Origin of the sequence: Altericroceibacterium spongiae (genome assembly GCF_003610805.1) — a bacterium.
GTDB lineage: Bacteria > Pseudomonadota > Alphaproteobacteria > Sphingomonadales > Sphingomonadaceae > Altericroceibacterium > Altericroceibacterium spongiae.
In genome coordinates this window covers 566293-591578 of the sequence record NZ_RAPF01000001.1, presented here as the reverse complement: position 1 = coordinate 591578, position 25286 = coordinate 566293, and the positions used below count along the sequence as shown (strand labels likewise).

Genomic DNA, 25286 nt, shown 5'->3' with positions numbered 1-25286 from the left:
CACCGCCCAACTCGAATTCACGCTACTTCACCGCTAGGATGGTTTTATGGCTACCATTAGAAGGCTTCCGGAAAACCTCGTCAACCGCATTGCTGCAGGCGAAGTGGTCGAAAGGCCAGCATCCGCTCTTAAGGAATTGATCGAAAATGCAGTGGATTCGGGAGCGACCCGCATTGCCGTTTCGATTGTCGAAGGCGGCCTCACCCGGATCGAAGTGACCGATGATGGTTGCGGGATGAGCGCCGATGAGATGGCTCTTGCGCTTGAACGCCATGCGACATCAAAATTGCCCGAAAGTCTGGTAGGGGCCGAAGGGGCGATCGAGCGTGTCGCTACGCTTGGCTTTCGCGGAGAAGCGTTGCCCTCGATCGCAAGTGTCGCGCGACTGACGCTGGAGAGCCGGGTGCGCGGCGCCGAAACCGGCTGGAAGCGTGTTGTCGATCACGGTGTCGTTACAGAGGAGGGCCCGGCTGCCTTGCCGCCCGGAACGCGTGTGCGGGTGGAAAATCTGTTCGGGAAGGTTCCGGCCAGACGAAAATTCCTTCGCACGCCTCGCAGTGAATATGCGGCGTGCCTCGATATTGTCCGGCGACTCGCCATGGCCCGGCCTGACATTGCATTCAGTTTTGAGCATGGCGGGCGACGCATTCTAAACCTGCAGGCCGGAGAATCGGTTGAAAATCGTGTGGCACAGATCATTGCACGCGAACTGGCCGATAATGGTGTGCTCCTCGATTTCCAGCGCGATTCTATGCGATTAACGGGGGTGGCAGGCTTGCCGACATACAATCGTGGCGTTGCTGACCATCAATATCTCTTCGTCAATGGCCGCCCGGTCAAAGATCGGTTGCTGACTGGTGCAGTTCGCGGAGCTTATGCCGATATGCTGGCACGTGACCGTCATGCAGTGCTGGCCCTTTTTCTGACACTTCCAGTGGAAGACGTGGATGTGAATGTGCATCCAGCAAAAACGGAAGTGCGATTTCGTGATGCTCCGGCCGTGCGTGGCTTTCTGGTGTCCGGATTACGGCAGGCATTGGCAACCGGCGATAAGCGTAGCGCGCAGGAACCCTCCGCCGAAGCAATGGCTCGCTGGCAATCTGAACCAGTGCGTTCCGACGCCTTACGTGATGAACCCTCTCCGGTCATGCGCTCGATTTTCCAGGGGCGCGACTGGAGCGGCTCTTCTCACTCTGTGCGTGAGAACAAATCGGATTTTGCCGGTCTGTCTTCTCCGACAGCCGCTATGCCTGCCATGATGGCCAACAAACCAGCAGGCGATTGGGCCGCGCCACAAGGCAGAGCAGAAGAAGCGACAGAAGCGCCGGACGATCTGGACGAATACCCTCTTGGTATCGCCCGCGGTCAGATAGCGAATACCTATATTGTTGCTGAAGCAGCAGACGGACTCGTAATTGTCGATCAGCATGCGGCGCATGAACGGCTGGTTCTGGAAAGGCTGAAAGCTGGGGGTGCCAGTGATAAAGTAGCAGCCAGTCAGGCTTTGCTGATGCCCGAAGTTGTCGAACTGGACGAACTGGCTTGTGACCGCCTGGAAGATAATGCCGGCAAATTCGCTGAACTGGGATTGACGATCGAGCGGTTCGGCCCCGCAGCCATGCTGGTCAGAGCCATGCCAGGTTCCCTTAAAAAGGCCGATCCCCAGAAATTGTTACAGGACATCGCTGACGATCTTGCCGAACATGGCGAGGCACTGCTACTGGGCGAAAAATTGGATTATGTATTGGCTACAATGGCTTGTCATGGCTCGGTTCGCGCTGGCCGGACGCTGAATGTAACTGAAATGAACGCTCTTTTACGCGAAATGGAAAGAACACCACGATCAGGTCAGTGCAATCACGGCCGGCCAACCTGGGTGAAGCTTTCTATGGGGGATGTGGAAAAGCTGTTCGGGAGGCATTGATGCGCGTTGCATTACTGGGGGCTGTAATCCTGCTGGCAGGGTGCCACAAGGAACTGACACCAGAGGAACAGGCTGACAAAGATCGGCGCGATATCGCCATGATCGAAAAAGCACAGCAAAGTGCCAGACCACCTTTAACCGAAATCACGCCCGATTCGATCACATATGTCGATATAGAAGAGCACGATCTTTCCGGTTCAGGGTGCAATTATGCTCCGGGAACGAGCCTCGGCACGCGCGTGATCGCTCAGCCCGAAGTGGCCTATATGAAGATCGATGGAAAAATGACGCGTTTCGCCAGAGATATAGGCGCACGTGAGCTGCCGTTGGGGACCTGGTCAAAATATGACGGACTCGAATATTCTCTGCGTCTCAAGATTTCGGGCGAGGGGCGCCCAGCAGGTAACAAAACCACCAATTATGATGGCAGCGTGATTTTGCGCGATGCCTTTAACAGGGTGGTGTATGACGGTTCGGGCCTCGTACAGTGCAGTGCCTGATCCACATTCATTTAAAAGATCATACGGCCTGACATCCACAGAGCCATGGCGATCATGGCCAGATTCTCCGTGAGCGAAACAAAGCCTAGCGGCACATTGCTTCCACCGCCCACGCAGGCGCATTTAATCTCGCGCTTCTGGATATAAACCGCATAAAAGACGGAAATGGCGCCGATCGTTCCGATGAAGAAAGCAATCGGAATAGAAAGAAAAGGCAAAAGCCGCCCAGCCATTAAGATGGCTGCTGATGCCTCCGCGAAGGGGTAAATATAGGCATAAGGGACGTGACGCTGAGCGAGCAAATCATAGCTCAGGAACATGGTCGAAAACTGCTCGACATCCTGTAGTTTGAGCATAGCGAGCATGGCCATGGAAAAAGTGATGAACCATTCCATGGCACGAACGGTTAGCGGTGTTCCAAACAGCCATATGCTAAGCGACAGAGCAAGGCCGAGTGCAACCGTAAAGACAGCCAGAACCGGTTGATAGCTTGTTTCATCCGCATCTTGCGGCTGATTACCGAAATAGGCGCGCAGTTCATCGTACCCCCCGATCCGCTCACCATCAATAAAGGTTTGCGGCGTGGTTTCAACATCGTGCTTTTCTTGAAAGGCGTCCGTTTCCTTGCGCGTGGTCAGATGATGATCTTCCACTTCATAGCCATTGCTCTCCAGCAACCATCGGGATTTAAGCCCGAAAGGACAAATGTGCTTTTCCATTACCATGCGATAAAGGTTTGCGGTTTTTTGCTGTTTCTGGGCCATATTACCCTCGAAATGCCGGTTTAAGTCCGCTTGAATCAAGGTCGGGCACGATCCGGTATCGAGCCATGAAAATACTGAAGATACCGAAGAGCAGCAGGCCGATCGCGACCAAATTGTACAACGCTCCACTATCTGCCAGTGAAGTGATCGCCTCTCCAAGGGTTTTCACTCGCTCACTACTCGAAAACCAGGCGGACTGGATAAGCGACCACCCGATAATGACGAAAACCACCGTCCTTGCAAAGAAGCCTGCGCGACCGAGCCATTCGACAAAGGCAGGAGCCTGTGCCGAAATGCGTTGCATGAAACTGGCCGTCAGCCCCTTCTTGGCCTGAGCCAGCCCGGCCAGCAAAAATGCCAGGCCCAGAAGACCGAGTACAAAACCGCCAAAGCTCACGCTGAGAACGGTGTCAGCCGCCTGCTCAGCGGTACTGCCACTACCTGACTGGTGACTTCCCATGGCAAATTGGAGAGCGGTATAGGCCAGCACGAAATGCGCAAATGCGCTCCCTGCATGTCCTACACGGTGAGCAATGCCGGTTTTGTCATGGCCGTAATTTTCAATATCGAATACAGGTGAACACAGGCGATATAATCCGTAACCTAACAGCCCCAGCGCGGCGACGTATAATAAAGGAGTACCTGCCGGCATATCCTGAAGGTAAGAGAAAGAGCCCGACGGCCCGTCATTTTGCCCCGGACCGGACAGGGCAAGGTAGCCGATCAGCGCGTAGACCACACCTCGTGATGCAAAGCCAAGCCGTATTAACCAGCGAAATTTCTCTGATTTATCAACCATAAATGCCCCTTCATTGCTGTTGCTGCAACGGAAGGGGCGGGAATTTGTGCCCGAAAGTCTGTTATCGGCAGTTAGCGCAAGCGCTTCATATAAAGCTGACCATCCGCCCGGCGCTCCAGTTTAAAGCGATCATTGGCACGAACCAGTTCGGACAATCGCTTGTAACCATGGTTTCGCACATCAAAACTGGAACGGTTGCCGGCAATCTGTCCCACTTCCTGCAATTTGGCGAAACCATCATCGTCACGACTGGCGGCTCGCCAGGCATCGCCAAGCAAGTCGATCAGATCCTCATCGACCGGTTTTGCATCCTGTTCATAGCCTTCTTTCGTCGTATCGATCAGTTTGTCGACATCGATATAGCGCGTGCAGGCGGTCTTGAAGGCTTCCGGAGCCTTGGCGCTACCAAAGCCGTAAACGATCAGCCCGTCCTGTCGCAATCTGGTCACAAGCGGTGTGAAATCACTATCCGAACTCATAATACCGAAGCCATCGACCTTGCCTGCATAAAGCAGGTCGATGGCATCGATAGTCATCGCCATATCGGTGGCATTCTTGCCTTTAGTCAGATCGAATTGCTGTTGCGGCTGAAGTCCAAAACGATGGGTGATCGTATTCCATTTATGCAGGGCGGGCTTTGCCCAGTTACCATAAGCGCGCCGAATATTGACCTGTCCCAGTTCAGCAAGAACCGTAAGGACAGGATCGATACCATGATGGCTGGCATTGTCAGCGTCGATCAGCAGGGCGATATTTTTGAGCAAAGGTTCAGACATGATTCGCCGCTTGTCGCAAGGCCATATGGAGCTGGCAAGCCATAAGCAGACAGATCAGCTTATGGGGGAAAATTCACCTGTTTCTTCGTCCAGCAAATGCAGAAGCCCGTCCGAAATAGCAAAATAGGCGCCGCGCAATTTGAGCTTGCCGCTGCCTTCCTTGGTCTGCACGCAAGGAAATGTGCGCAGATGGTCGAGGCTGACTTTAACACCGGCCAGTTCCATGGCCCGTTCAGCCTCCCGGCTCGCTGTCCCGAGTTGTTCAGCGATAGGCGCGCGCGCTTCATCCAGCATGGAAATCCAGTTGGCAATGAAGCCGCCTCGACCCGGTTCGGCGCCATGCAGTTCCTGGGTGAGGGCAGCTTTGCAGCCTCCGCACATTCCATGACCCATCACGACCACTTCACTCACTTTCAGGACCTGAACAGCGAATTCCAGCGCAGCTGAAACACCATGATGGCCGGGATTGGTTTCGAACGGTGGCACCATGGCTGCCACATTACGCACGACGAAGATTTCGCCCGGACTGACGTCGAATATCTGCGAAGGATCGACTCGGCTGTCAGAACAGGCGATGACCATCACGCGCGGTTCCTGCCCCTCCTGCAATGTGGCCCAGCGTTCACGTTCCGGTTGCCAGCCTTTTTCGCGAAACCGGCGGTAGCCGGCAAGAAGCTCTTCGAGTTCAGGAGAAATTTCGTTCGACATGACGTTGCTGATGCACCCTGCCATTGCCACTGGCAAGAGGGATGACTAAGTGGGCCTTATGAACGACATGTCTGCAGCGCCGCGCCCGGAACGCCAGCGCAAGCCCGATTGGATCCGCGTCAAGGCCCCTGTCACCAAGGGCTACCATGAAACGCGCAAATTGATGCGTGATCTCAACCTCAACACCGTGTGTGAAGAGGCTGCGTGCCCCAATATCGGTGAGTGCTGGACCAAGAAACACGCTACCGTGATGATCCTCGGTGATGTCTGCACCCGCGCCTGTGCTTTTTGTAATGTCAAAACGGGTATGCCTCGCAAAGTCGATCCGCTTGAGCCCGAGCATGTCGCCATTGCTGCCGCCAAAATGGGCCTCGAACATATTGTGATCACATCCGTTGACCGGGACGATCTTCCCGATGGCGGAGCTGGCCAGTTCGTAAAGGTAATCAATGCGCTACGCCGTGAAGCACCGAATACGACAATCGAAATTCTAACGCCTGATTTTCGCGGCAAAATGCGCCCATCGATCGAGGCGATCTGCGAAGCGGGGCCGGATGTTTTTAATCACAATCTGGAAACGGTCCCTCGCCTTTATCCAACGATCCGTCCCGGTGCTCGCTATTATGCCTCATTGCGTCTGCTCGAAGAAGTGAAAGCGCATGATCCGTTGATTTTCACGAAATCAGGTATGATGCTAGGGCTTGGCGAGCAGCGCCTTGAGGTCCATCAGGTGATGGATGATATGCGTTCTGCCCAGATCGATTTCGTCACTCTCGGCCAGTATCTCCAGCCGACGCCGAAACATGCCAAAGTGGTGGATTTCGTCAGCCCGAAAGTGTTTGACGCTTACGGTTCGATCGCAAGAGCAAAAGGTTTCCTTCAGGTGGCATCGAGCCCGCTGACACGTTCGAGCTATCATGCCGGTGAAGATTTTGCGGAAATGCAGGCTGCACGCGCCGCCAAGCTCGACAAGGGAAAGACCAGGCCGGTCGTGAAAAAAGCCTGATGCCCGGAATTAAAGAAACCCGTCGCCTGCCTTATTCGGCAGAGCAAATGTTCGATCTGGTGGCCGATGTCGCCAGCTATCCGGAATTTCTTCCCTGGGTCGTCGCCACGCGTATTCGTTCCGACGATGGCGAAGAAATGGTGGCTGATATGCTGGTTGGTTTCAAAGCCCTGCGGGAAAAATTTACCTCGCGGGTCCACAAGGAACGCCCCGGAAATCTGCGTGTGCAATATGTCGATGGCCCTTTACGGGATCTCGACAATCACTGGGTTTTCCGGGATGTAGAGGGCGGGGGCTGCGAAATCGATTTCACAGTCGATTTCGCGTTCAAAAGCCGTATGTTCGAAGCTCTTGCCGGTCAGTATTTCGATCGTGCCTTTCGCAAGATGGTCAACGCATTCGAACAGCGCGCCGACGAGCTTTACGGCAACAGTAGTTCCAGTGCGCATAGCGCAGCCTGACGGCGTACATCGGAGCGGCTGGACGCTTCGAAGTTACGCAGTTCGGCTTCCGGTTCATCCACGCCGCGCACTGCGCGGGCAAATACCACCGTGCCCACAGGCTTCTGGTCGGTCCCTCCATCGGGCCCGGCCACACCACTGATCGCGACGGATACATCGGCCTCACTATGTTCGAGCGCCCCCTGCGCCATAGCATAGACACAGGCAATCGAGACAGCGCCGAAGGTCTCTATAATGTCGCTTTTGACATCGAGCTCCTGTTCCTTCGCTTCATTGGAATAGGTCACAAAGCCGCGATCGAACACTGCAGAAGAACCCGGAATTTCAGTCAGGGCAGCAGCAACGAGGCCGCCGGTACAGCTTTCGGCAAGACTGATCTTGCGCCCGGCAACGGCATTTTCCTCAATCACGCGGCGGGCGAGTTTGACGATCTCGTCTGGAAGAAGGCTATCGGTCATTTTTCATCCACTGGGCAGATATTCATGTCGTCCGGCGCGGCAAGCGTCAGGACAAAAGCGAAAATACTGGCGGTTTCTTCAGGTTCGAGCGGGGCGGCGATTTCAAGCCCGTGCTCAATGGTCGTGCATTTGTCTGGCTGGATTTCTTCGCTGAGCTTCTGAAGAATAATCGAATCCAGCAACTCCCTTACGGTGTCGGGTGGCATCTGTTCCAGGATCAGGCCCATACGCCGATCCTGTGGCTGATCGCCCTTTGCCGTCATACGAATCAGAACGTCTCGAGCGACAGGCCAGTTATCATCTTTCAGAGCCTGATAGCGAGAGGCCAGTTCGGCTGCGCCGGTGGCCATGAAACCATTGGAAGAAAGCGAAGCGGTGCATCGCGTTTGCGCAGCCTGAATAACCGTTGGCAGCGCATAGAGAGTCAGCGACTTGACTTCCTGTTCTTTGATACAGCTTTGCGCAAAGGCGGTGGAACTGCTCAGAAGGCCCGTTATGGCCAGCAGGCCGGCAAGGCATTTGCGTTTAGACATTGGGCTTATCATTCTCCGTTACGGATCACCGTGGTTATTGCCTGAGCGGCGATGCCTTCCTCGCGCCCGGTAAAGCCCAGACGTTCGGTTGTAGTGGCTTTCACGCTAACCTGTGCGATATCAACGCCCAGCAGTTCAGCAAGTTTCCGGCGCATGGCTTCACGGTGAGGCCCGATCTTGGGGGCTTCGCACATCAGTGTAAGATCAACATTGCCGACGCGGTAACCCGCACTCGCTACAAGCGATACCGCATGTTCGACAAAGCGAGATGAAGGTGCCCCTTTCCATTGTGGATCGCTTGGTGGAAAATGTTGTCCGATATCGCCTGCTGCAACTGCGCCGAGCAGGGCATCGACAAGCGCGTGCAGGCCGACATCGGCATCGCTATGACCCGCAAGTCCACGATCATGCGCGATCGGAAGGCCGCAAAGCCACAATTCCTCGCCGACAGCGAGGCGATGAACATCGAAACCGAGCCCGGTCCGAATGGCTGGCATATGGTCCATGAAATCCTTGGCAAAAGTCAGCTTATGAAGCCTTTCATCGCCGTCGACCAGCCCGACAGCGCCACCGGCGGCTCGCAGCACCTGCGCATCGTCGCCTGCCATACTATCTTCCTGCCAGCTTCGATGGGCGGCCAGTATATCTTCAAAACGAAAAGCCTGCGGAGTTTGTACCCGACGCAAATCCTCTCGTCGCGCACTGCCTGCCATCAGACCGTTTTTATCAATAACGAGGCTGTCCACCACAGGCAAAACCGGAATTGCACCTGCTTCTTTTTCAAGCACAGTCAGCAGGCGATCAATCACGGAACGCGGCAAATCAGGACGCGCCGCATCGTGAATTAGGACCCGATCCGGTGTTGATCCAAGTTCCGCCATTGATTCGAGAGCTATACGAACCGAATCCTGTCGCGATTCGCCGCCATTAACGAAAGAAATGCCGGAAATTCCTGCCAGTATTTTTTCAGCCCCATCGCGATAGTCGGAAGGAACTGCAACAACTATCGGCCAGGCACCGCAAAGAGCCAGCTTTTCTGCGGAATGGCGCAAAACTGGTTTTCCGCGCCATAAGGCGAATTGCTTAGGCACAGCCTGCGCAGCGCGCAGACCTTTACCGGCTGCAACGATGATTGCTGAAAAGGGTGCTTCCTGTGCCATGGCCGGCGGCGCTAGCTCCTTGCGGCCTTCGCTGCAATCCACTATGCGCCTGCCTATAAATTAGGCACAAGATTAATATGACCGCAGCACCAACTCCTCCGGCCCTGAAGCCGATCCGTATCGGGAATGTCGAAATCGACTGTCCGGTAATCCTGGCCCCTATGACGGGGGTGACGGATATGCCGTTCCGTACGCTGGTGCGACGATATGGCTCCGGCCTCAATGTCACCGAGATGATCGCATCGCCTGCCGCTATTCGGGAAACCCGTCAGTCGCTTCAGAAAGCGGCCTGGCATGAAACCGAAAATCCGGTGTCTATGCAGCTTGTTGGGTGTCTTCCAGAAGAAATGGGCGAAGCGGCCAAACTCAATGAAGATCGCGGGGCCGCAATTATTGATATCAATATGGGCTGTCCGGTGCGCAAGGTCACCAATGGCTATGCCGGATCGGCTCTGATGCGTGAAGTCCCGCTGGCGACCAGACTGATCGAAGCAACCGTAAAAGCGGTTAAAGTTCCGGTGACTGTCAAAATGCGTATGGGCTGGGATCATGCCTCACTGAATGCGCCCGAACTTGCGCGCATTGCCGAGGATATCGGCGCCCAGATGATTACCGTTCACGGCCGGACCCGGAACCAGATGTATAAGGGTGAAGCGGATTGGGAATATATCCGCAAGGTCAAGGAAGCCGTTTCCATTCCGGTCATTGCCAATGGCGATATTTGCGGAGTGGAAGATGCTGCAAATGCGCTCGAACAAAGCGGGGCAGATGGCATCATGATCGGTCGCGGCGCCTATGGCAAACCCTGGCTTCTGGGGCAGGTGATGCATTGGTGGCGGACCGGTGAGATTATTCCGAGCCCGTCTTTTGATGAGCAATATAATGTTCTGGTCGAACATTACCGTGCGATGCTGGACCATTACGGTCCGCAGGTCGGTGTAAAGATAGCCCGCAAACATCTGGGCTGGTATACCAAAGGCATGCATGGCTCGGCGGAATTTCGAAATCACGCCAATTTTATCGAGGATCCGGAGCAGGTTCTTGGCGAAATCGCGCGTTTCTATGAGCCATTTCTAAAGCGCCGCGCCGCGTGATTCCCAATCCGGGCAATCCGATAGAGCCGCGTCTCCTTCTCAACAGCCTGGGGATAGCGGTGCTTCTGCTGGAGCCTGATCTTACTATTGCCCAGAGCAATCCGGCAGCCGAACAGCTGATCGGTCTCAGCGTGCGGCGTCTGGTGGGGCGCAAACTTGGTGATATCGTTACTTTTGAAGGCGAGCGCCTCACAGGCTTGCTGGCGCAGGGGGATGCCCAGCTTTCCGCCCATTCGGTCACAACTCGGTTTCTGGATGGCACACCGATGCGGCTCGACATCATGCTTTCGCCCGTCACTGGCCATAATGGCTGGCAATTGCTGACCATGCAGGAACTGGGCACGGGCGAGGCTTTGCGCGATGGCGAGGAACCGCCTTTGCGAGCGCCGGCTATTCTGGCCCACGAAATCAAAAACCCGCTTTCCGCTATTCGCGGTGCAGCCCAGCTTATCGCGCGTAAGATTGGCGATCAGGATAAACCACTTACAGCACTTATCACTGGCGAAGTGGATCGCATTGCCAAGCTGATCGACCGGATGCAGCGTCTTGGCCGGGAGCAGCCTGAACCAGTTGCCCCGTGTAATCTCCATGCGATTATTCGCCGCGCAGCGGAAGTAGCGGAAGCGGCTGGCATGAAAGGTGTCCGGCTGATCGAAGAATTCGATCCATCCCTGCCACCTGTGCTCGCTCATGAAGATTCACTTGTACAAGTCCTCATTAATCTCATTTCCAACGCAAGAGATGCCTGCAAGGACAGGGAGGATGCACGGATCGTACTGCGCACCCGCTTCGTGAGCGGGCTTGTTCTTAACGCCATTCGTCTCGGCCGTCCGATCCGACTGCCAATCGAAGTGCGAGTAAGTGATAATGGATCGGGGATCGATCCGGCTCTGAGAGATCATATTTTCGAACCTTTCGTGAGTAGCAAAAAAAATGGTCAGGGGCTTGGCCTGGCACTGGTGAACAAGCTGGTGCGGGACATGAATGGCCGGATAAGCCACGAAAGGGACGAGGCCGAAGGGTGGACGCATTTCCGCATCCACTTACCGATGGCCAAATTCGGGTAAGGGGAAAGAGCGCCATGAAGCGCCGTGTATTGTTGGTGGAAGACGACCTGTCGATTGCGACTGTTATCAAGGCAGCGCTAATCGATGACGGGTTCGAAGTGGATCAGTGTGAAAGCATTGGGGAGCGCGACAGGCTGCTCGCCAGCACGCAATATGACGTCATGCTCAGTGATGTTCTGCTGACCGATGGCGACGGGATTGAAAGTCTCGGCAATGTGTTTAAAGGTTTTCCTGATCTGGCAATCATTATTCTGTCTGCACAGAATACGCTGGATACGGCCGTGCGCGCAGCCGATACGGGAGCCTTCGAGTATTTTCCCAAGCCGTTCGATCTGGACGAGCTTGTCCGGGCAGCGCGGCAAGCTGCCGAATCCCGTAAAGCGTCCGGTATCACGGCCGATCAGCAGGGGGACGGGCTACCGCTCATAGGCCGCAGTCAGGCCATGCAGGATGTTTATCGAATGATCACACGCGTTTTGCGTAATGATCTGACGGTGCTGATCCTTGGCGAATCCGGTACCGGAAAAGAACTCGTGGCAGAAGCCATTCACCAGCTCGGCCATCGCAAGAGTGGACCGTTCGTGGCGGTCAACACCGCGGCCATTCCCAAGGAACTGATCGAAAGTGAGCTATTCGGCCATGAAAAAGGGGCTTTTACCGGTGCTACAGCCCGTAACATGGGCAAGTTCGAGCAGGCCGACGGTGGCACACTGTTTCTCGACGAAATCGGGGACATGCCGGCAGAAGCCCAGACCCGCTTGCTTCGTGCGCTCCAATCGGGGCGCATTCGCAGAGTAGGGGGGAAAGAAGAAATCACCATCGATGTGCGGATCGTGGCGGCAACCAATCGCGATCTGGAACCACTGATAGCCGATGGCCGCTTCCGGGAAGATCTTTACTACCGCCTCAATGTGGTGCCGATTCAGCTTCCTCCTCTGCGTGACAGGAGTGACGATATTGAGCCGCTGGCCACCCATTTCCTTGGCGTAGCGGCGCGCGAAGGCCTTCCACAGCGCCGCCTTTCTTCATCCGCTGCCCATCTGCTGGCGCAGATGCCATGGCGAGGAAATGTTCGCGAATTACGTAATTTCATCTATCGCGCGGCCCTGCTATCGCGTGAAGAGGAAATAGATGTTCCGGCGATCCGGTCGCTAACCGAAGAACGTAAAAATGAGAGCCGGCCTGTCGAAGAAGCCGACTTTCCGAATGCTTTGCAGAACTGGCTGCTGGCAAACAATCCGGCCCGTGGAACGCTCTACCACGCTGCGCTGGCGGCTTTTGAAAAGCCGCTATTCGAACATGCTTTGTCGGAAACCGAAGGTAACCAGCTTCAGGCGGCGCAGTTGCTGGGAATCAATCGAAACACTTTGCGCAAGCGGCTCGGTGACCTGAAAATTGATCCCGAACGCTTCAGCCATAAAGAATGAGGCAGGAATTCCGTCCAGTTTTTGACGCATTTTGTCTCTTGCAGGGCATAACTGCGTAATATCCACTTGCAAAAGAGCAACAGGATCGTTGTAAGTCAGCAACGATGCCAGAGAAAAATGTCTTGAAGAGCGGTGATAAAACAAGGTCGACACCGCGCTGGTGGCGACGCACGCTCGTGGCGTCGCGACGAATGAATATTTTCGCATGGCTTGAACTGGCCGCAGTGGCGCTGCTGGTAACCATGCTGATTGTGTCTTTCATAGCTTTCTCCGGTAAGCCGCAATCGGGTGAATTGCTCCCTTCCGGACAAGCGGCGGCTTTACTCGTCGGCACACTCATTCCCGCTCTTGCACTGATTGTTCTGATCGGCAGACGCATAGCGATCAGGCGGGCAGGGGGGACCAGCGGCAGGCTCCATGTCAAGCTGGTCTTTTTCTTCTCACTGGTGGCAGCAATTCCCACATTGCTGGTCGTTATTTTTGCGAGCTTCCTTTTCCAGTCAGGAGTAGAATTCTGGTTCTCAGACAATTCGCGCGGCATTCTCGAAAACGCCAACCGGCTGGCGGAAGGATATTACGAACAGAACCAGAAGGATCTGAGCGATGAAACCGTCGCGATGGCAAGCGACTTGCGATATTATTTGCAGCAGGATTCGCTTGCCAGTCCCGAATTTGCCGAGGGGTATTCCTATCAGGTTGTCAGCCGCAAACTGAACCGCAGCTCAATCCTGCAACAGAGCGATAATGGCGATATGCAGGTGGTGGCCATTGTCGATCCTGACGATAATCCCGAACCCCAACGTGTTACTCAGGAAACCATCGACCGCCTCAAGGCGGGGGAAATGGTTGTGGTGAAAGCCAGCCAGCGATTGCTTGAAGCCGTGACACCAATCGATCAGGAAAGCGGTATTTATCTTTATAACGCCCGTGACACCGGGACGATGGCGCTCAGTCAGTGGAACCAGGCACAAAGCGTATTACAATCCTATGATACGCTCACCGGGCGCGTCCGTTCGTTGCAGTTACGTTTCAATCTGGCTCTCTTCGGCGTCTCTCTGGCCCTGGTCGGTCTGGCCGTCTGGTTCGCCTTACGATTTGCTGACCGACAGGTGCAGCCTTTGACCGAACTGGTCGGAGCTGCCCGACGGGTGGGTGAAGGTAATTACGCCTTGCGGGTGGAAGGCCGCACCGGCCCCGATGAGATCGGTTTACTCAATCGCGCATTCAATCGCATGACAGCGCAAATTGAACAGCAAACGACAGCTCTGGTCAGTGCCAACCACCAGCTTGATGAGCGGCGGGCCTTTATCGAGGCAGTGCTGGAATCAATTACAGCCGGAATTATCTCGGTTGATCGTCAATTACAGATTCAGCTCATGAACAGTTCTGCGCAGGTGCTTTTGCTTGAAGAGGGGACTGAGGAAGAAACTCCCGTCGGCATGCCACTCAAAGACGTTGCCCCACAATTCGCCAGAATGGTCGAAGCAGGGCATAAAGCGGGAATTGTGCAATATAACCATCAGGGCGAATTGCTGACGCTTGCGGTCAAGATCTTTTCAGCCCCCAATGGATGTGTAATCACGCTTGAAGATATTACGCAGCAATTGCTTGATCAGCGACAGGCAGCATGGTCCGATGTGGCTCGCCGCATCGCCCACGAAATCAAGAATCCACTGACTCCGATCCAGCTCGCAACAGAGCGGCTCAAGCGTCGCTATCGCAAACAGATCAGTCAGGACGGTGAGTTGTTCGACGAGCTAACGCGCACGATCATCCGTCAGGTGGGTGATTTGCGCAAGATGGTCGATGAGTTTTCATCTTTCGCCCGCCTGCCCAAACCTGTTTTCCGTTCGGAAGATCCTCTGGATCTGGCACGTCAGGCTGTCTTCCTGCAGGAAGTTGCCCGACCAGATATTCAATTCTCCTTCGAGACCGATGGCGAAATTCCGAGCATCGAATGTGACCGTCATCAGTTTGGGCAGGCGATGACCAATATCCTCAAAAACGCCACAGAAGCAGTGGAAAGCCGGGCTGAGAGGGAAGGGGACGACTATCGAGGACGCATCGCCGTTCATATGGGATTGGTGGATGACAGGGTAGAAGTGAAAATCGGTGATAACGGTGTGGGTCTGCCGCAAGGAGGCGAGCGAATTGTCGAACCCTATGTCACGACCCGTGAAAAGGGGACCGGCCTTGGTCTGGCCATTGTGAAGAAGATTGTAGAAGAACATGGCGGAGAAATGACTTTCCTGCCTGCTGAAGGCGGCGGAACCTGTGTCATCCTCCAGTTCGCTCTGGATCCGTCCGCTGTATCGCGCGGATCGGAGGCGGCCGAATGATGAACATCAAGGAGTATCAATAATGGCGCTCGATATCCTCATTGTGGATGACGAGCAGGACATCCGCGAACTGGTTGCCGGCGTCCTGTCTGATGAAGGCTATGAATGCCGTACGGCAGGGGATAGCACCCGTGCGCTGGAACTGATTGATGAAAAGCGGCCAAGTCTCGTTTTGCTCGATGTGTGGCTCCATGGCAGCGCGATGGACGGTCTCGAAGTGCTGGACGAAATTAAACAGCGTGAGCCGGAGCTGCCCGTGGTAATCTTCTCCGGGCACGGCAACATAGATACAGCCGTGTCGGCAGTCAGCCGGGGAGCTGTCGATTTTCTTGAAAAACCTTTCGAAGCTGAACGGCTTCTTTTGCTGGTGGAAAAGGCAACCGAAACAGAGAGGTTACGCCGAGAAAATGCGCAATTGCGTGAAGGCCTGGTCAATACCGAGGAGTTTACCGGAAATTCCGCTGTTATCAATCAGGTCCGCGCAACGTTGAAAAGAGTCGCCGGGACGGGAAGCCGTGTGCTGATTACCGGCCCGGCAGGAGCGGGTAAGGAAGTGGCTGCCCGGCTGCTCCATGCCTGGAGTCCGCGCGCTGGCAAAGCCTTTGTCACCGTCAGTTCGGCCCGGATTACACCAGAGCGTTTCGAGCAGGAGCTGTTTGGCGAAGAGCAGGACGGCAAACTCATTTTGCCCGGTTTGCTGGAAAAAGCCGATGGCGGCACGCTCTATCTCGATGAAGTCGCAGATATGCCGGCCAGCACACAAGCGCGCATATTGCGCGTCCTGACCGATCAGAGTTTTGTGAGGGCCGGGGGTAATCGTCAGATCGGTGTCGATGTGCGCGTCGTATCATCCACATCGCGCGACCTCGAAAAGGAAATTGCGGAAAAACGTTTCCGGGAAGATTTGTTCTATCGCTTGAATGTGGTGCCGGTTTCGATTCCCTCCCTGGCAGAAAGGCGTGACGATATTCCGGCATTGGCTGACCATTTCTTCACCCGGTTCGCTCGTGAACAAGGGATTGAAGCGCCTGAAATCGCGACTGAGGCTATGGCCGCGCTCCAAGCCTATGACTGGCCAGGTAATGTTCGCCAGTTACGCAATGTCGTAGAACGCACCGTTATCCTTGCGCCGCGCGATCGCCTGGACAGCATCGAACCCGATATGTTGCCCGAAGAGGTAACGGGCGGTTCTTCCGATAGCGCCGCAATTATCCCCTCATTGATGGGGATACCGCTGCGCGAAGCGAGGGAAAATTTCGAACGCGAATATCTGCGTATTCAGATTCGGCGGTTTTCGGGAAATATTTCCAAGACGGCAGGTTTCATCGGCATGGAACGCTCTGCGTTGCATCGGAAGCTCAAACTGCTCGGTATGGGTGAGCGCAATAAGGACGACGAATAAACAGGCTTGAAGAGGTTGCGGAAAAAACTATTTGCGCTGAATGCTGATAACGCATTAGTCATACATATTCGACCATCCGGATTCAGTGGTTTGTAACAAGCCGAGTCCAGTATGCGGCATCATATGGACCGCCGCCAAAAACAGAAGGAGTTAGCCCCAGTGACAAAAGGCACCTTGTCCGCTCGTCCCAAACCGACCCCCGCCCCGGCTTCCAAACCTGCGCCATCTTCCGGCCGATCACAAAATCTTCAGGATGTGTTTCTGAATTTTTTGCGTAAAGAAAAGATTCCTGTGACCATGTTTCTCGTCAAAGGCGTGAAACTTCAGGGGATCATAACCTGGTTCGATAACTTTTCTATTTTGTTGCGCCGTGATGGACAGACGCAGCTTGTTTACAAGCATGCTATCTCGACGATCATGCCCGGGCAGCCGGTTGATGCCGAGCAATTTGTTGTTGCAGATGGCCAGAAAAAGCAGCGACTGTTGCAGGACATTTTTCTGGCTCGCGTACGGGAAGCCGAAGTTCAGGTGACAATGTTCCTGGTCAATGGCGTCATGTTGCAAGGCCGAATTGCCTCTTATGACCTGTTCTGCATGTTGCTGGAACGCGAAGGCTTTGTGCAGCTTGCCTATAAGCATGCCGTGTCAACAATCCAGCCTGCCACCCATGTCGATCTTACGGGTGATATGGATGAAGAAGGTGATGACACCTGATTTTTGATAATGACGATATAGAGGGCGAGGTCACCCGCGGTGCGCGTGCCCTCGTCATCTGCCCGGATATCCGCGGACAGCGCCGGAGCGAGGACCCGGAGAACAGACTCGAAGAAGCCTGTGGTCTGGCTCTCGCAATCGGCATTGTCGTTGCGGAAGCTTTTGTGTTGCCTATTCGCGAAGTACGCCCGGCTACATTGTTCGGGGAAGGGCAAATACAACGGATCGAGACCACCTGCCTGCAGGAAGAGGCAGAGTTGGTTATTGTGGATGCCAGTCTTTCGGCCATTCAGCAGCGTAATCTCGAAGAGCGTCTAAAGCGCAAGGTGATCGACCGAACCGGTCTGATCCTCGAAATTTTTGGTGAACGAGCAGCCACAGCCGAAGGCCGTTTACAAGTCGAGCTTGCTCATCTCGATTATCAGGCAAGTCGTCTGGTGAGAAGCTGGACCCACCTTGAACGTCAACGGGGCGGCTTCGGCTTTCTCGGCGGACCTGGTGAAACACAGATCGAAGCGGACCGCCGGATGATCCGCAGTCGAATGGGCAAATTGCGTCGTGATCTTGAACAAGTCCGCAAGACACGAGAATTGCATCGCAAGCGGCGAGGGCGCGCGCCCTGGCCGGTAATCGCGCTAGTTGGTTATACCAATGCCGGAAAATCAACGCTTTTTAATCGCTTGACCGGCTCTGATGTGATGGCCGAAGACCTGCTTTTCGCCACACTCGATCCGACCATGCGATCCATCCGCTTGCCGGGTGTCGAAAAGGCGATCCTGTCGGATACCGTCGGGTTTATTTCCGACCTTCCGACTCAGCTCGTCGCCGCATTTCGGGCGACGCTGGAAGAAGTTACAGCAGCCGAAATTATTCTGCATGTCCGCGACATGGCTAACCCCGCCAATGCTATGCAAAAGCAGCAAGTGCTAGACGTTCTGACAGATCTGGACGTTCTCGATGGAGAAGGCGGGGAATCCGCCATGCCGATTATCGAGGTCTGGAACAAGTTTGATCTGATAGATGATGAACGGCGTGAGGAATTGCTTGGCCTTTCTCGCCATAGTGATGATGCCGTTCCGATATCAGCGCAGACCGGTTACGGTGTCGATGAACTTATTGAAAAATTAGGTGAAACGCTCACAACAGGAGCACAAATTCACCACATCACCTTACCTGCAGCAGATGGTCTGCGCATTGCCTGGCTGCATGCTCATGGAGATGTGTTGACTGACGAGGATGCAGGGGAAGGGCAGCAGGGCCCGTTGCGGCGTATTGATGTACGGCTGACCGACAAGGAATATGGTCGTTTCGAAGCGCTCGATTAAAGCTTCTCGGTTTTCTTTACAGCTTGCCAGAGCCGTTCCTGATCTTCCAGCGAGAGGGTGTCGAAACGCCCTTTCGCCATATCTTCCATGGCCCTGTAGCGGCGTTCGAATTTATCGTTGGCTGCACGCAGGGCATCTTCAGCGCCAATGCCATAAGCCCGTACCAGGTTAACTACGGCGAAAAGCAAGTCACCAGCTTCTTCCTGCTTTTCGGTTTCATTGCAGGCTTCGGCGAGCTCGGTGATTTCTTCCTGCACTTTTGCCTCGGGGCCTGAAGGGTCGGGCCAGCCGAAACCATGACGTGCTGCACGTTTCTGAAGCTTTTCTGCGCGAAGTAAAGCCGGAAGAGCACGGGCAACACCGTCCATAGCGCTGGTTTCGCCGCGGGCTTCGCGCTCTCCGGCCTTGATATCTTCCCATGCATTACGCTGCTGGGTCGAAGTGAAGATATGCGGATGCCTCGCTTCCATTTTGTCAGCGATAGCTCTTGCGACATCATTGAAATCGAAATGCTCTTTTTCTTCAGCCATCCGCGAATGGAACACGACCTGAAGCAAAAGATCTCCAAGTTCGCCGCGTAGGTCATCCATATCCTTACGAGCAATGGCGTCGGCAACTTCGTAAGCCTCTTCGATTGTGTAAGGAGCAATCGATTCAAAGTTTTGCGCAATATCCCACTCGCAGCCATCTTCAGGATCTCGCAGTTGCGCCATAATGGCGAGCAGGCGGTTAAGCTGGTCCGGCATGAAGTCGAGGTTCCTCATGTAGCACTCAATGAGATCGATAATATATATTATGTTAAATTAATGATGCTATTGTTCAGCCCAATGCTCCGAAGAACGCTGCTGCAACGAAAAAGATGGCCACCCAGATCAATGCCATCGTAATGCCCTTGCGCGCATTCATGCGGTGCGAACGCAAGGCGCTCATCGCCAAAACCAGCGCGCCAGCGAGCCAGATTATCGAAACCCAGCTTCCGGACATCAGGCTATCATCTCCATCCCGTCATATCCCACAAAAACATTCTCCGGGACTTCACGCGATAATGTGGCGTAATCCATACTCTTATCGAGATGCGTTAGAATGGTTCTGCCAGCTTTGACCTTTTCGGCGAGTTCCAGCGCCATCCCAAGATGTGCATGCGTGGGATGCGGTTGGCGGCGCAGGCAATCGCAAACCAGAATATCGACATGATGGAAAAGGTCGAGCATGCCGTCTGTAATTTCGTTGAAGTCCGTGGCGTAACCAATTGTTTTACCGTCAGCTTCGAACAAATAAGCTGTGCTTTGTGCCGGCCCATGCGGCATTTGTGTCGATCCCACCGAGAAACCGGCAATAATCCGCATTCGCTCCAGCGTATCCAGCTGAACAATCGTCTGATAGCCGTATTGACCGGCAAAAACATAGCCGAAACGCTGGCGGAGGCGACGAACGGTTTCGCCGGCAGCAAAGCCCGGCATCGGGCCTCCGCGTCCATAGCGCATAACCCGCAGATCATCGATTCCGTGGCAATGATCGGCGTGATCATGCGTCCAGAAGATCCCGTCCAACCGATCGATATCATGCGTCAGAAGCTGGTTGCGCAGGTCCGGCGATGTGTCCACGAGCAAGCGCCCGCCATTTTCATTTTCGACAATAATCGATACACGGCTGCGCCGGTTCTTAGGCTCATGAGGATCGCATTCACCCCAGTCATTGCCAATACGGGGAACACCTGTGGACGTACCGGAACCAAGAAGCAGGACCTTCACGAAAAAGCTTTCCTGAACAAATTCCGAAAGTTATTTGAGGTTTTTTCGCCTAACTCTTCAACCGTAACATTTCGCAATCCGGCAATAAATTCTGCCGTGTCACGTACGAAGGCAGGTTCACAGGACTTACCTCGATGCGGCACAGGCGCAAGGAACGGGCTGTCTGTTTCTACCAGCAGTCGATCCTCCGGAACGGACGGAGCAAATTGCTGTAGCTCCTTGGCATTCTTGAACGTCACAATACCGGAAAGCGAAATGGTGAGCCCGAGTTCCAGCATTTTTTCGCCAAAATCGGCCGAAGCAGTAAAACAATGGATCAGCGCGGGAAAACCGCCCTTCCCCAGTTCCTCTTCAAGTATGGCAGCGGTATCTTCCTCCGCTTCCCGCGTATGAATGACTAGCGGAAGCTGTGTTTCACGACAAACGTCGATATGCATGCGAAACAAAGCCTGCTGAACAGCACGGTCTGACTTGTCGTAATAATAATCGAGGCCCGTTTCACCGATTGCGATGACTTTTGGATGGCGGGTTGCTTCAAGCAGAGCGGAAGCACCGAGATCTGCATGATTATCGGCTTCATGCGGATGAATACCAACACTAGCCCAGACGTCTCTCTCACGTTCGGCTGTGGCTACTACCCGGCTCCATTCGCTCTGCCGTGTCGAAATATTCAGAAAACCATCAACGCCTCTTTCTCGCGCACGATCCAGAACGGCTGACTGATCTTCCACCAGCCCCTCATATTCGAGGTGACAATGGCTATCGATCAGCATTAACCCTCCTCCTGCACCGGCAGTTCAAGTCGAGGAAATGCTGGTTTCGGATTTTCGACTCTGACTTCGCCAAGCGCAAGGTCTTCAGCCAATGCAGCAAAGTCACGAGCAGCTGAAGGAATACATAGTGCGTCGAGTATTTTTGAAGAAGCTTCTGGAATTACAGGAGAAACAGCAATGCTGAGGTCGCGGATACAGGCACAAAGCGTTGCCAGAACGCGCTGCATCCGTTCGGGATCGGTTTTGCGTAATGCCCAGGGTGCCTGTTCATCGATATAGGCATTACACGCGAAAACAGCCTGCATCCATGCTTCAAGTCCTGAGGAAAAAGCCAACCGTTCGAACGCCGCAGGCAACTCTTCGCGGCAGGCAGTCTGCACTTTGTTCCGCAATGCCTGATCAACAGGCTCTACCGGAGCGCTCGCGGTAAAACAGCCATCACAATTCTTGGAAATAAAGCTCATTACGCGCTGTGCGAGGTTGCCATAGCTGTTAGCCAGTTCGGCATTGGATCGCGTTACGATCGCTTCGGGCGAATAACTGCCATCCTGACCAAAAGCGAATTCGCGCAACAGAAAATAACGCAGAACATCGACACCGAATGTATCGACCAGTTCTCCCGGGTCGGTGACATTTCCCAGCGACTTCGATTCTTTCTGTCCACGATTGAGCAGGAAACCATGGCCGAAGACCTGCTTGGGCAGAGCTAGATTGGCGCTCATCAGAAATGCAGGCCAGTAGACCGTATGGAACCGTATGATGTCTTTACCAATGAGGTGAATATCTGCCGGCCAGAATTTTTTGAAATCCTCGGTCTCGTCAGGATAGCCCAGTCCGGTCAGATAGTTGGTCAGCGCATCGACCCAGACATACATAACATGATTATCTGCACCGGGTACTTTTACGCCCCAGTCGAAACTGGTTCGTGAAACGGACAAATCACGCAAACCACCCTCAACAAAGCGCATCACTTCATTACGACGGCTTTCCGGACGGATGAAGTCAGGATTGTCATTATATAATGCCAGCAATCGCTTCTGATATCTGGACAGGCGGAAAAACCAGCTTTCTTCCACAGTCCATTCTACCGGAGTCCCTTGAGGAGAGAGCTTCTCATTACCCTCACCCTCGATCAGTTCGCTTTCATCATAATAGGCTTCATCGCGGATCGAGTACCAGCCTTCATAGCGATCAAGATAGAGATCGCCATTGGCTTCCATCGCCTGCCAGATGGCCTGGCTGGCGCGATGATGCACATCTTCGGTCGTCCGAATATATCGGTCATAAGAGATGTTCAGTTTATCAAACAAATCTCTGAAATAACCTGACATTTCGTCTGCAAGAGCGCGTGGCGTTATATCCAGATCGCGGGCTTTCTGGGCCATTTTAAGGCCATGCTCATCCGTTCCGGTCTGGAAGCGTACTTCGCGCCCCATCAGTCTCTGGAAGCGTGCCAGCACATCGGCAGCTATGGTTTCATAGGCATGGCCGATATGCGGTTTGCCGTTGGGATAATGAATTGCGGTTGTGATATAGAAGGGCTCAGCCATGGGGCATGTCCCTAGGAGCCGCGAGAGATGCGAGCAAGGTCCCGATTTCCATAATCAGCAATCCCGGGTCAAAATTATAGGTTGGCGCCTGATTGGCAAGGTGGTTGAGATCTGCATAAGCTTCCGTCAGACGCGGAATGGCCCGTGGTATTGTGCTCTCCATCTGATTACCGATTACTGAGCGGGCAAGATCAATCGCAGCAAGCTGCCGCTTTCGGTCCGGTCGTGCTCCCATGGAGTCAGCCAGTTTACCACGTAAGGTGAAATCGGGATCGCCGTGCTGCGCGATATCGGCCATCAACTGATGAAGCTTACCCAACTCGAGTTCAACAAAATCCAGCGCTGCACCAGGTGATCCGGCACTGGCGGCCACGGCTGCAGAGCGGGCTGTCTCGTCAGCATTGGGCGCTTCGCGGCGTAATATATTATCGATCTCAGCGGTGGAAAGCGTTGGAAAACGCAATATACGACAGCGTGACCGGATGGTCGGCAGAAGACGGCCCGGCCGGTGCGAAACCAGCAAGAAATAGCTCCCGACAGGCGGTTCTTCCAAGCTTTTGAGAAGTGCGTTAGATGCGCTCTTTTCCATATCGTCCGCCGGATCGACGATGATGGCACGACGCGATCCGAGTGTTGGCCGCGTATTCAGCCTGTGCTGCATCGTACGAATCTGGTCTACCGAAATATTACGTTTGGTCTGATAGGGCTTCCCGTCCGCACGCTTCTTCTCCTCATCGGCATTGGCCGGTGCATGGGTGAGAATCAGAATATCGGGATGGTCAGCGGCAGGTTGCGGGACCCCCTCTTCTTTCACCAGTTCACGCGCAGCTTGCAAAGCAAAGCCCATCTTACCAATCCCGCGCTGTCCGGTAAGCAACCAGGCATGGTGCATACGAGGACCTGCAAGCGCCGCATACCATTCGCGCCAGGCGAAATCGTGACCGATATGTTCAATCATGCAGAACGCATCACGGAAGAAAGAGCGACCATGATTTGCTGATGTATGTCTTGTGGTTCGCCCATACCATCAATGCGATGGAAGCGTTTGGGCTCAGCACTCGCCAGTACGTTGAAGGCAGCATGTACACGGGAATGATACTCGGCTGCCCTGCCCCCGATCCGGTCGCTCTGTCCCTTATCGCGCTTTTCCAGTCGCTGCGCACTCTCCTCTGGCGACACTTCAATCAGCAGCGTTGCATCGGGCAGAAGCCCAGCACAACCGATCCGATGCAGATCGAGAATATCCCTATCGTTCATTCCGCCTCCGCCACCCTGATAGGCTCGAGTAGAATCGATAAACCGATCGCAAATCACCCATTTCCCGGCTTGTAAGGCAGGACGTATCAGTCGTTCAATATGGTCGGCGCGAGCCGCCGCGAAAAGCAGTACTTCAGCTTCTCTGCCCCACCCCTCTCCAGTTGGATCGAGCAACAGAGACCGAATGGCTTCGGCCCCCGGCGTACCTCCCGGTTCGCGGGTCAGCACGGTTTGATGACCCATGGATTCCAGCTTTTCAGCCAGCAAATGAGCCTGCGTAGATTTACCTACTCCTTCTCCACCCTCGAGCGAAATGAAGATTCCTCTGCTCAAGACCAGAACCCTTCCACACCATTGACCAGGCGTTGCAGCATATTGGCCCTGGCCACAGCATGGCTCGCAACCAGAGGAACTTCATGCGGTGTCTGCCCGGGAATCTCGATATGCAGACGTGCCACTTCCTGTCCTTTTGCAATCGGAGCTTTGACCGGTCCACGATATCGGATCGTGAGCTTTGGTGAAACCGTTCCGCCAACAGGTACGGTGGCTACGACATCGTCACGCGGACGCAATGTAACACTGTTCAACGCCCCGTCTTGCACACGAGCTGTGCCGATCTCGGCTCGAGCCGGCACCAGCAGCCGATTTTCGAAGTCGTCATAACCCCAGTTAATCAGTTTGCGTGCTGTCTCGTCGCGCATTCGCGAAGTGGGAGATCCTGCCAGTACCATAATGAGCCGGCGCCCCGACCTAAATGCTGAACCGACGAAATTATAACCAGCCTGCCGGGTATAACCGGTCTTGATCCCGTCAGCTCCGGGCACCTTGCCGGTTATGGGATCATGATTGCTCTGCGCTATACCATTATAGACCATGCCGTGATGACCGAAAAAACGTTGATACAGATCAGGGTGTCGCTTCACCAGCGCACTCGCCAGGATCGCCAGATCCTGTGCGCTGGTGAAGGTTTTGCCTTCATCGGGATAGCCGTTGGGAGACCCAAAATGGCTGTCTTTCATACCGAGAAAGGCTGCATTCTCATTCATCATGGCGAGCCATTTATCGAGCGAGCCGGCAGCATGAACAGCCAGCGCCACACAGGCATCGTTACCGGAAACGGTCGTAATACCCGTCATCAGCTGAGCGATAGTGACATGATCTCCGGCCTTCAGAAACATGGAGGACCCTTCGCCCGACCATTCTTCTGCAATTTCCGGGCTGATCTCGATCGTTTCGTCAAGTTTCAGCTTGCCATGGGAAATGAGTTCGAAGGCCGTATAAACGGTCATAATTTTGGTGGTTGAAGCGGGCATGAAGCGTCTTTCCGGGTCGCGCTTGAACAGTGTTTGCCCCGAGGAAAGATCGATCAGCAAGCCTACCGGAATATCCCGCGGCACCGGTGCAGGAGTTATCGCGACCGAAGGGATCGGTGAAACAGTCAACGTGACTGCACCGATCATAGCCAGAAATTGCGCTGGACGGTTCAAGGCTGTTCCCA

Annotated in this window: 26 protein-coding genes; 11 read left to right on the top strand and 15 right to left on the bottom strand. The window is 54.4% G+C overall.

All coding sequences use genetic code 11. The annotated features are described in order from the left end of the window. Positions 1 to 46: 46 nt before the first annotated feature. Positions 47 to 1924, top strand: a complete 1878-nt coding sequence (gene mutL / locus D6851_RS02825) for a DNA mismatch repair endonuclease MutL (protein ID WP_120323324.1) — start codon at positions 47 to 49, stop codon at positions 1922 to 1924. After that, the gene (locus D6851_RS02820) at positions 1924 to 2424 is read left to right on the top strand and encodes a hypothetical protein (RefSeq protein WP_120323323.1); all 501 of its coding nucleotides are present in this window, start codon (positions 1924 to 1926) and stop codon (positions 2422 to 2424) included. The genes mutL and D6851_RS02820 overlap by 1 nt, the downstream gene beginning before the upstream one ends. Before the next feature lie 11 nt (positions 2425 to 2435). On the opposite strand, the gene D6851_RS02815 is transcribed toward D6851_RS02820, so the two are convergent. The 4 genes from D6851_RS02815 to D6851_RS02800 form a co-directional block, all read right to left on the bottom strand. After that, positions 2436 to 3188: a MauE/DoxX family redox-associated membrane protein gene (locus D6851_RS02815; RefSeq protein ID WP_120323322.1), complete on the bottom strand. Its 753-nt coding sequence runs from the start codon at positions 3186 to 3188 to the stop codon at positions 2436 to 2438. Between the two features lies 1 nt (position 3189). Further along, positions 3190 to 3987: a DUF1206 domain-containing protein gene (locus D6851_RS02810; protein WP_120323321.1), complete on the bottom strand. Its 798-nt coding sequence runs from the start codon at positions 3985 to 3987 to the stop codon at positions 3190 to 3192. Positions 3988 to 4058: 71 nt separating this feature from the next. Next, positions 4059 to 4763, bottom strand: coding sequence for an NYN domain-containing protein (locus D6851_RS02805; RefSeq protein ID WP_120323320.1), 705 nt, complete (start codon positions 4761 to 4763; stop codon positions 4059 to 4061). A gap of 54 nt (positions 4764 to 4817) precedes the next feature. Further along, positions 4818 to 5471, bottom strand: coding sequence for a carbonic anhydrase (locus D6851_RS02800; protein WP_120323319.1), 654 nt, complete (start codon positions 5469 to 5471; stop codon positions 4818 to 4820). A 58-nt stretch (positions 5472 to 5529) separates the two neighbouring features. On the opposite strand from D6851_RS02800, the gene lipA reads away from it, so the two are divergent. Together lipA and D6851_RS02790 are read left to right on the top strand one after the other, a co-directional pair. After that, positions 5530 to 6477, top strand: coding sequence for a lipoyl synthase (lipA, locus tag D6851_RS02795; RefSeq protein ID WP_120323318.1), 948 nt, complete (start codon positions 5530 to 5532; stop codon positions 6475 to 6477). Further along, positions 6477 to 6938 carry a type II toxin-antitoxin system RatA family toxin gene (locus tag D6851_RS02790; protein ID WP_120323317.1) on the top strand — a complete coding sequence of 154 codons (462 nt, stop codon included), beginning with the start codon at positions 6477 to 6479 and terminating at the stop codon, positions 6936 to 6938. Before lipA ends, D6851_RS02790 begins: the two co-directional genes overlap by 1 nt. Here the strand turns inward: D6851_RS02790 and D6851_RS02785 are convergent. From D6851_RS02785 to D6851_RS02775, 3 genes are read right to left on the bottom strand one after another with little or no spacing between them, the layout of a single operon-like run. Next, complete coding sequence (locus D6851_RS02785; protein WP_120323316.1) at positions 6899 to 7396, bottom strand: CinA family protein; 498 nt, start codon at positions 7394 to 7396, stop codon at positions 6899 to 6901. The genes D6851_RS02790 and D6851_RS02785 overlap by 40 nt on opposite strands. Next, positions 7393 to 7929 carry a hypothetical protein gene (locus tag D6851_RS02780; protein WP_120323315.1) on the bottom strand — a complete coding sequence of 179 codons (537 nt, stop codon included), beginning with the start codon at positions 7927 to 7929 and terminating at the stop codon, positions 7393 to 7395. The genes D6851_RS02785 and D6851_RS02780 overlap by 4 nt, the downstream gene beginning before the upstream one ends. Before the next feature lie 8 nt (positions 7930 to 7937). Then, positions 7938 to 9089: a bifunctional 2-C-methyl-D-erythritol 4-phosphate cytidylyltransferase/2-C-methyl-D-erythritol 2,4-cyclodiphosphate synthase gene (locus tag D6851_RS02775; RefSeq protein ID WP_120323508.1), complete on the bottom strand. Its 1152-nt coding sequence runs from the start codon at positions 9087 to 9089 to the stop codon at positions 7938 to 7940. Positions 9090 to 9166: 77 nt separating this feature from the next. Between D6851_RS02775 and dusB the strand changes: the two genes are divergently transcribed. From dusB to hflX, 7 genes are all read left to right on the top strand, one after another. After that, a complete protein-coding gene (dusB, locus tag D6851_RS02770; protein WP_120323314.1) occupies positions 9167 to 10183 on the top strand; it encodes a tRNA dihydrouridine synthase DusB in 1017 nt (338 codons plus the stop codon). Beyond that, positions 10180 to 11250: a two-component system sensor histidine kinase NtrB gene (locus tag D6851_RS02765; RefSeq protein WP_238473906.1), complete on the top strand. Its 1071-nt coding sequence runs from the start codon at positions 10180 to 10182 to the stop codon at positions 11248 to 11250. Before dusB ends, D6851_RS02765 begins: the two co-directional genes overlap by 4 nt. Before the next feature lie 14 nt (positions 11251 to 11264). Next, complete coding sequence (locus tag D6851_RS02760; RefSeq protein WP_120323313.1) at positions 11265 to 12677, top strand: sigma-54-dependent transcriptional regulator; 1413 nt, start codon at positions 11265 to 11267, stop codon at positions 12675 to 12677. A gap of 191 nt (positions 12678 to 12868) precedes the next feature. Then, positions 12869 to 15016, top strand: a complete 2148-nt coding sequence (locus D6851_RS02755) for a sensor histidine kinase (RefSeq protein ID WP_238473905.1) — start codon at positions 12869 to 12871, stop codon at positions 15014 to 15016. A 22-nt stretch (positions 15017 to 15038) separates the two neighbouring features. Further along, entirely contained in the window at positions 15039 to 16418 is a 1380-nt protein-coding gene (ntrX, locus tag D6851_RS02750) for a nitrogen assimilation response regulator NtrX (RefSeq protein WP_120323311.1), read from the top strand. Positions 16419 to 16541: 123 nt separating this feature from the next. Further along, a complete protein-coding gene (gene hfq, locus D6851_RS02745; protein WP_120323506.1) occupies positions 16542 to 17132 on the top strand; it encodes an RNA chaperone Hfq in 591 nt (196 codons plus the stop codon). Continuing rightward, a complete protein-coding gene (hflX, locus tag D6851_RS02740; RefSeq protein ID WP_183029968.1) occupies positions 17132 to 18457 on the top strand; it encodes a GTPase HflX in 1326 nt (441 codons plus the stop codon). The genes hfq and hflX overlap by 1 nt, the downstream gene beginning before the upstream one ends. Here the strand turns inward: hflX and mazG are convergent. From mazG to D6851_RS02705, 8 genes are read right to left on the bottom strand one after another with little or no spacing between them, the layout of a single operon-like run. Continuing rightward, positions 18454 to 19221, bottom strand: a complete 768-nt coding sequence (mazG, locus tag D6851_RS02735; RefSeq protein WP_238473903.1) for a nucleoside triphosphate pyrophosphohydrolase — start codon at positions 19219 to 19221, stop codon at positions 18454 to 18456. The genes hflX and mazG overlap by 4 nt on opposite strands. A 55-nt stretch (positions 19222 to 19276) precedes the next feature. Next, positions 19277 to 19441: a hypothetical protein gene (locus D6851_RS17675; protein ID WP_183029952.1), complete on the bottom strand. Its 165-nt coding sequence runs from the start codon at positions 19439 to 19441 to the stop codon at positions 19277 to 19279. Beyond that, a complete protein-coding gene (locus D6851_RS02730; RefSeq protein WP_120323308.1) occupies positions 19441 to 20208 on the bottom strand; it encodes an MBL fold metallo-hydrolase in 768 nt (255 codons plus the stop codon). The genes D6851_RS17675 and D6851_RS02730 overlap by 1 nt, the downstream gene beginning before the upstream one ends. Next, on the bottom strand, positions 20205 to 20981 hold the full coding sequence (locus D6851_RS02725) for a TatD family hydrolase (RefSeq protein ID WP_120323307.1): 777 nt from the start codon (positions 20979 to 20981) through the stop codon (positions 20205 to 20207). Before D6851_RS02725 ends, D6851_RS02730 begins: the two co-directional genes overlap by 4 nt. Further along, the gene (metG, locus tag D6851_RS02720; RefSeq protein ID WP_120323306.1) at positions 20981 to 22531 is read right to left on the bottom strand and encodes a methionine--tRNA ligase; all 1551 of its coding nucleotides are present in this window, start codon (positions 22529 to 22531) and stop codon (positions 20981 to 20983) included. Before metG ends, D6851_RS02725 begins: the two co-directional genes overlap by 1 nt. Further along, positions 22524 to 23489 carry a DNA polymerase III subunit delta' gene (locus D6851_RS02715; protein WP_120323305.1) on the bottom strand — a complete coding sequence of 322 codons (966 nt, stop codon included), beginning with the start codon at positions 23487 to 23489 and terminating at the stop codon, positions 22524 to 22526. The genes metG and D6851_RS02715 overlap by 8 nt, the downstream gene beginning before the upstream one ends. Continuing rightward, positions 23486 to 24121: a dTMP kinase gene (tmk, locus tag D6851_RS02710; protein ID WP_120323304.1), complete on the bottom strand. Its 636-nt coding sequence runs from the start codon at positions 24119 to 24121 to the stop codon at positions 23486 to 23488. Before tmk ends, D6851_RS02715 begins: the two co-directional genes overlap by 4 nt. Continuing rightward, on the bottom strand, positions 24118 to 25275 hold the full coding sequence (locus tag D6851_RS02705; RefSeq protein WP_238473902.1) for a D-alanyl-D-alanine carboxypeptidase family protein: 1158 nt from the start codon (positions 25273 to 25275) through the stop codon (positions 24118 to 24120). Before D6851_RS02705 ends, tmk begins: the two co-directional genes overlap by 4 nt. Positions 25276 to 25286: the final 11 nt, after the last annotated feature.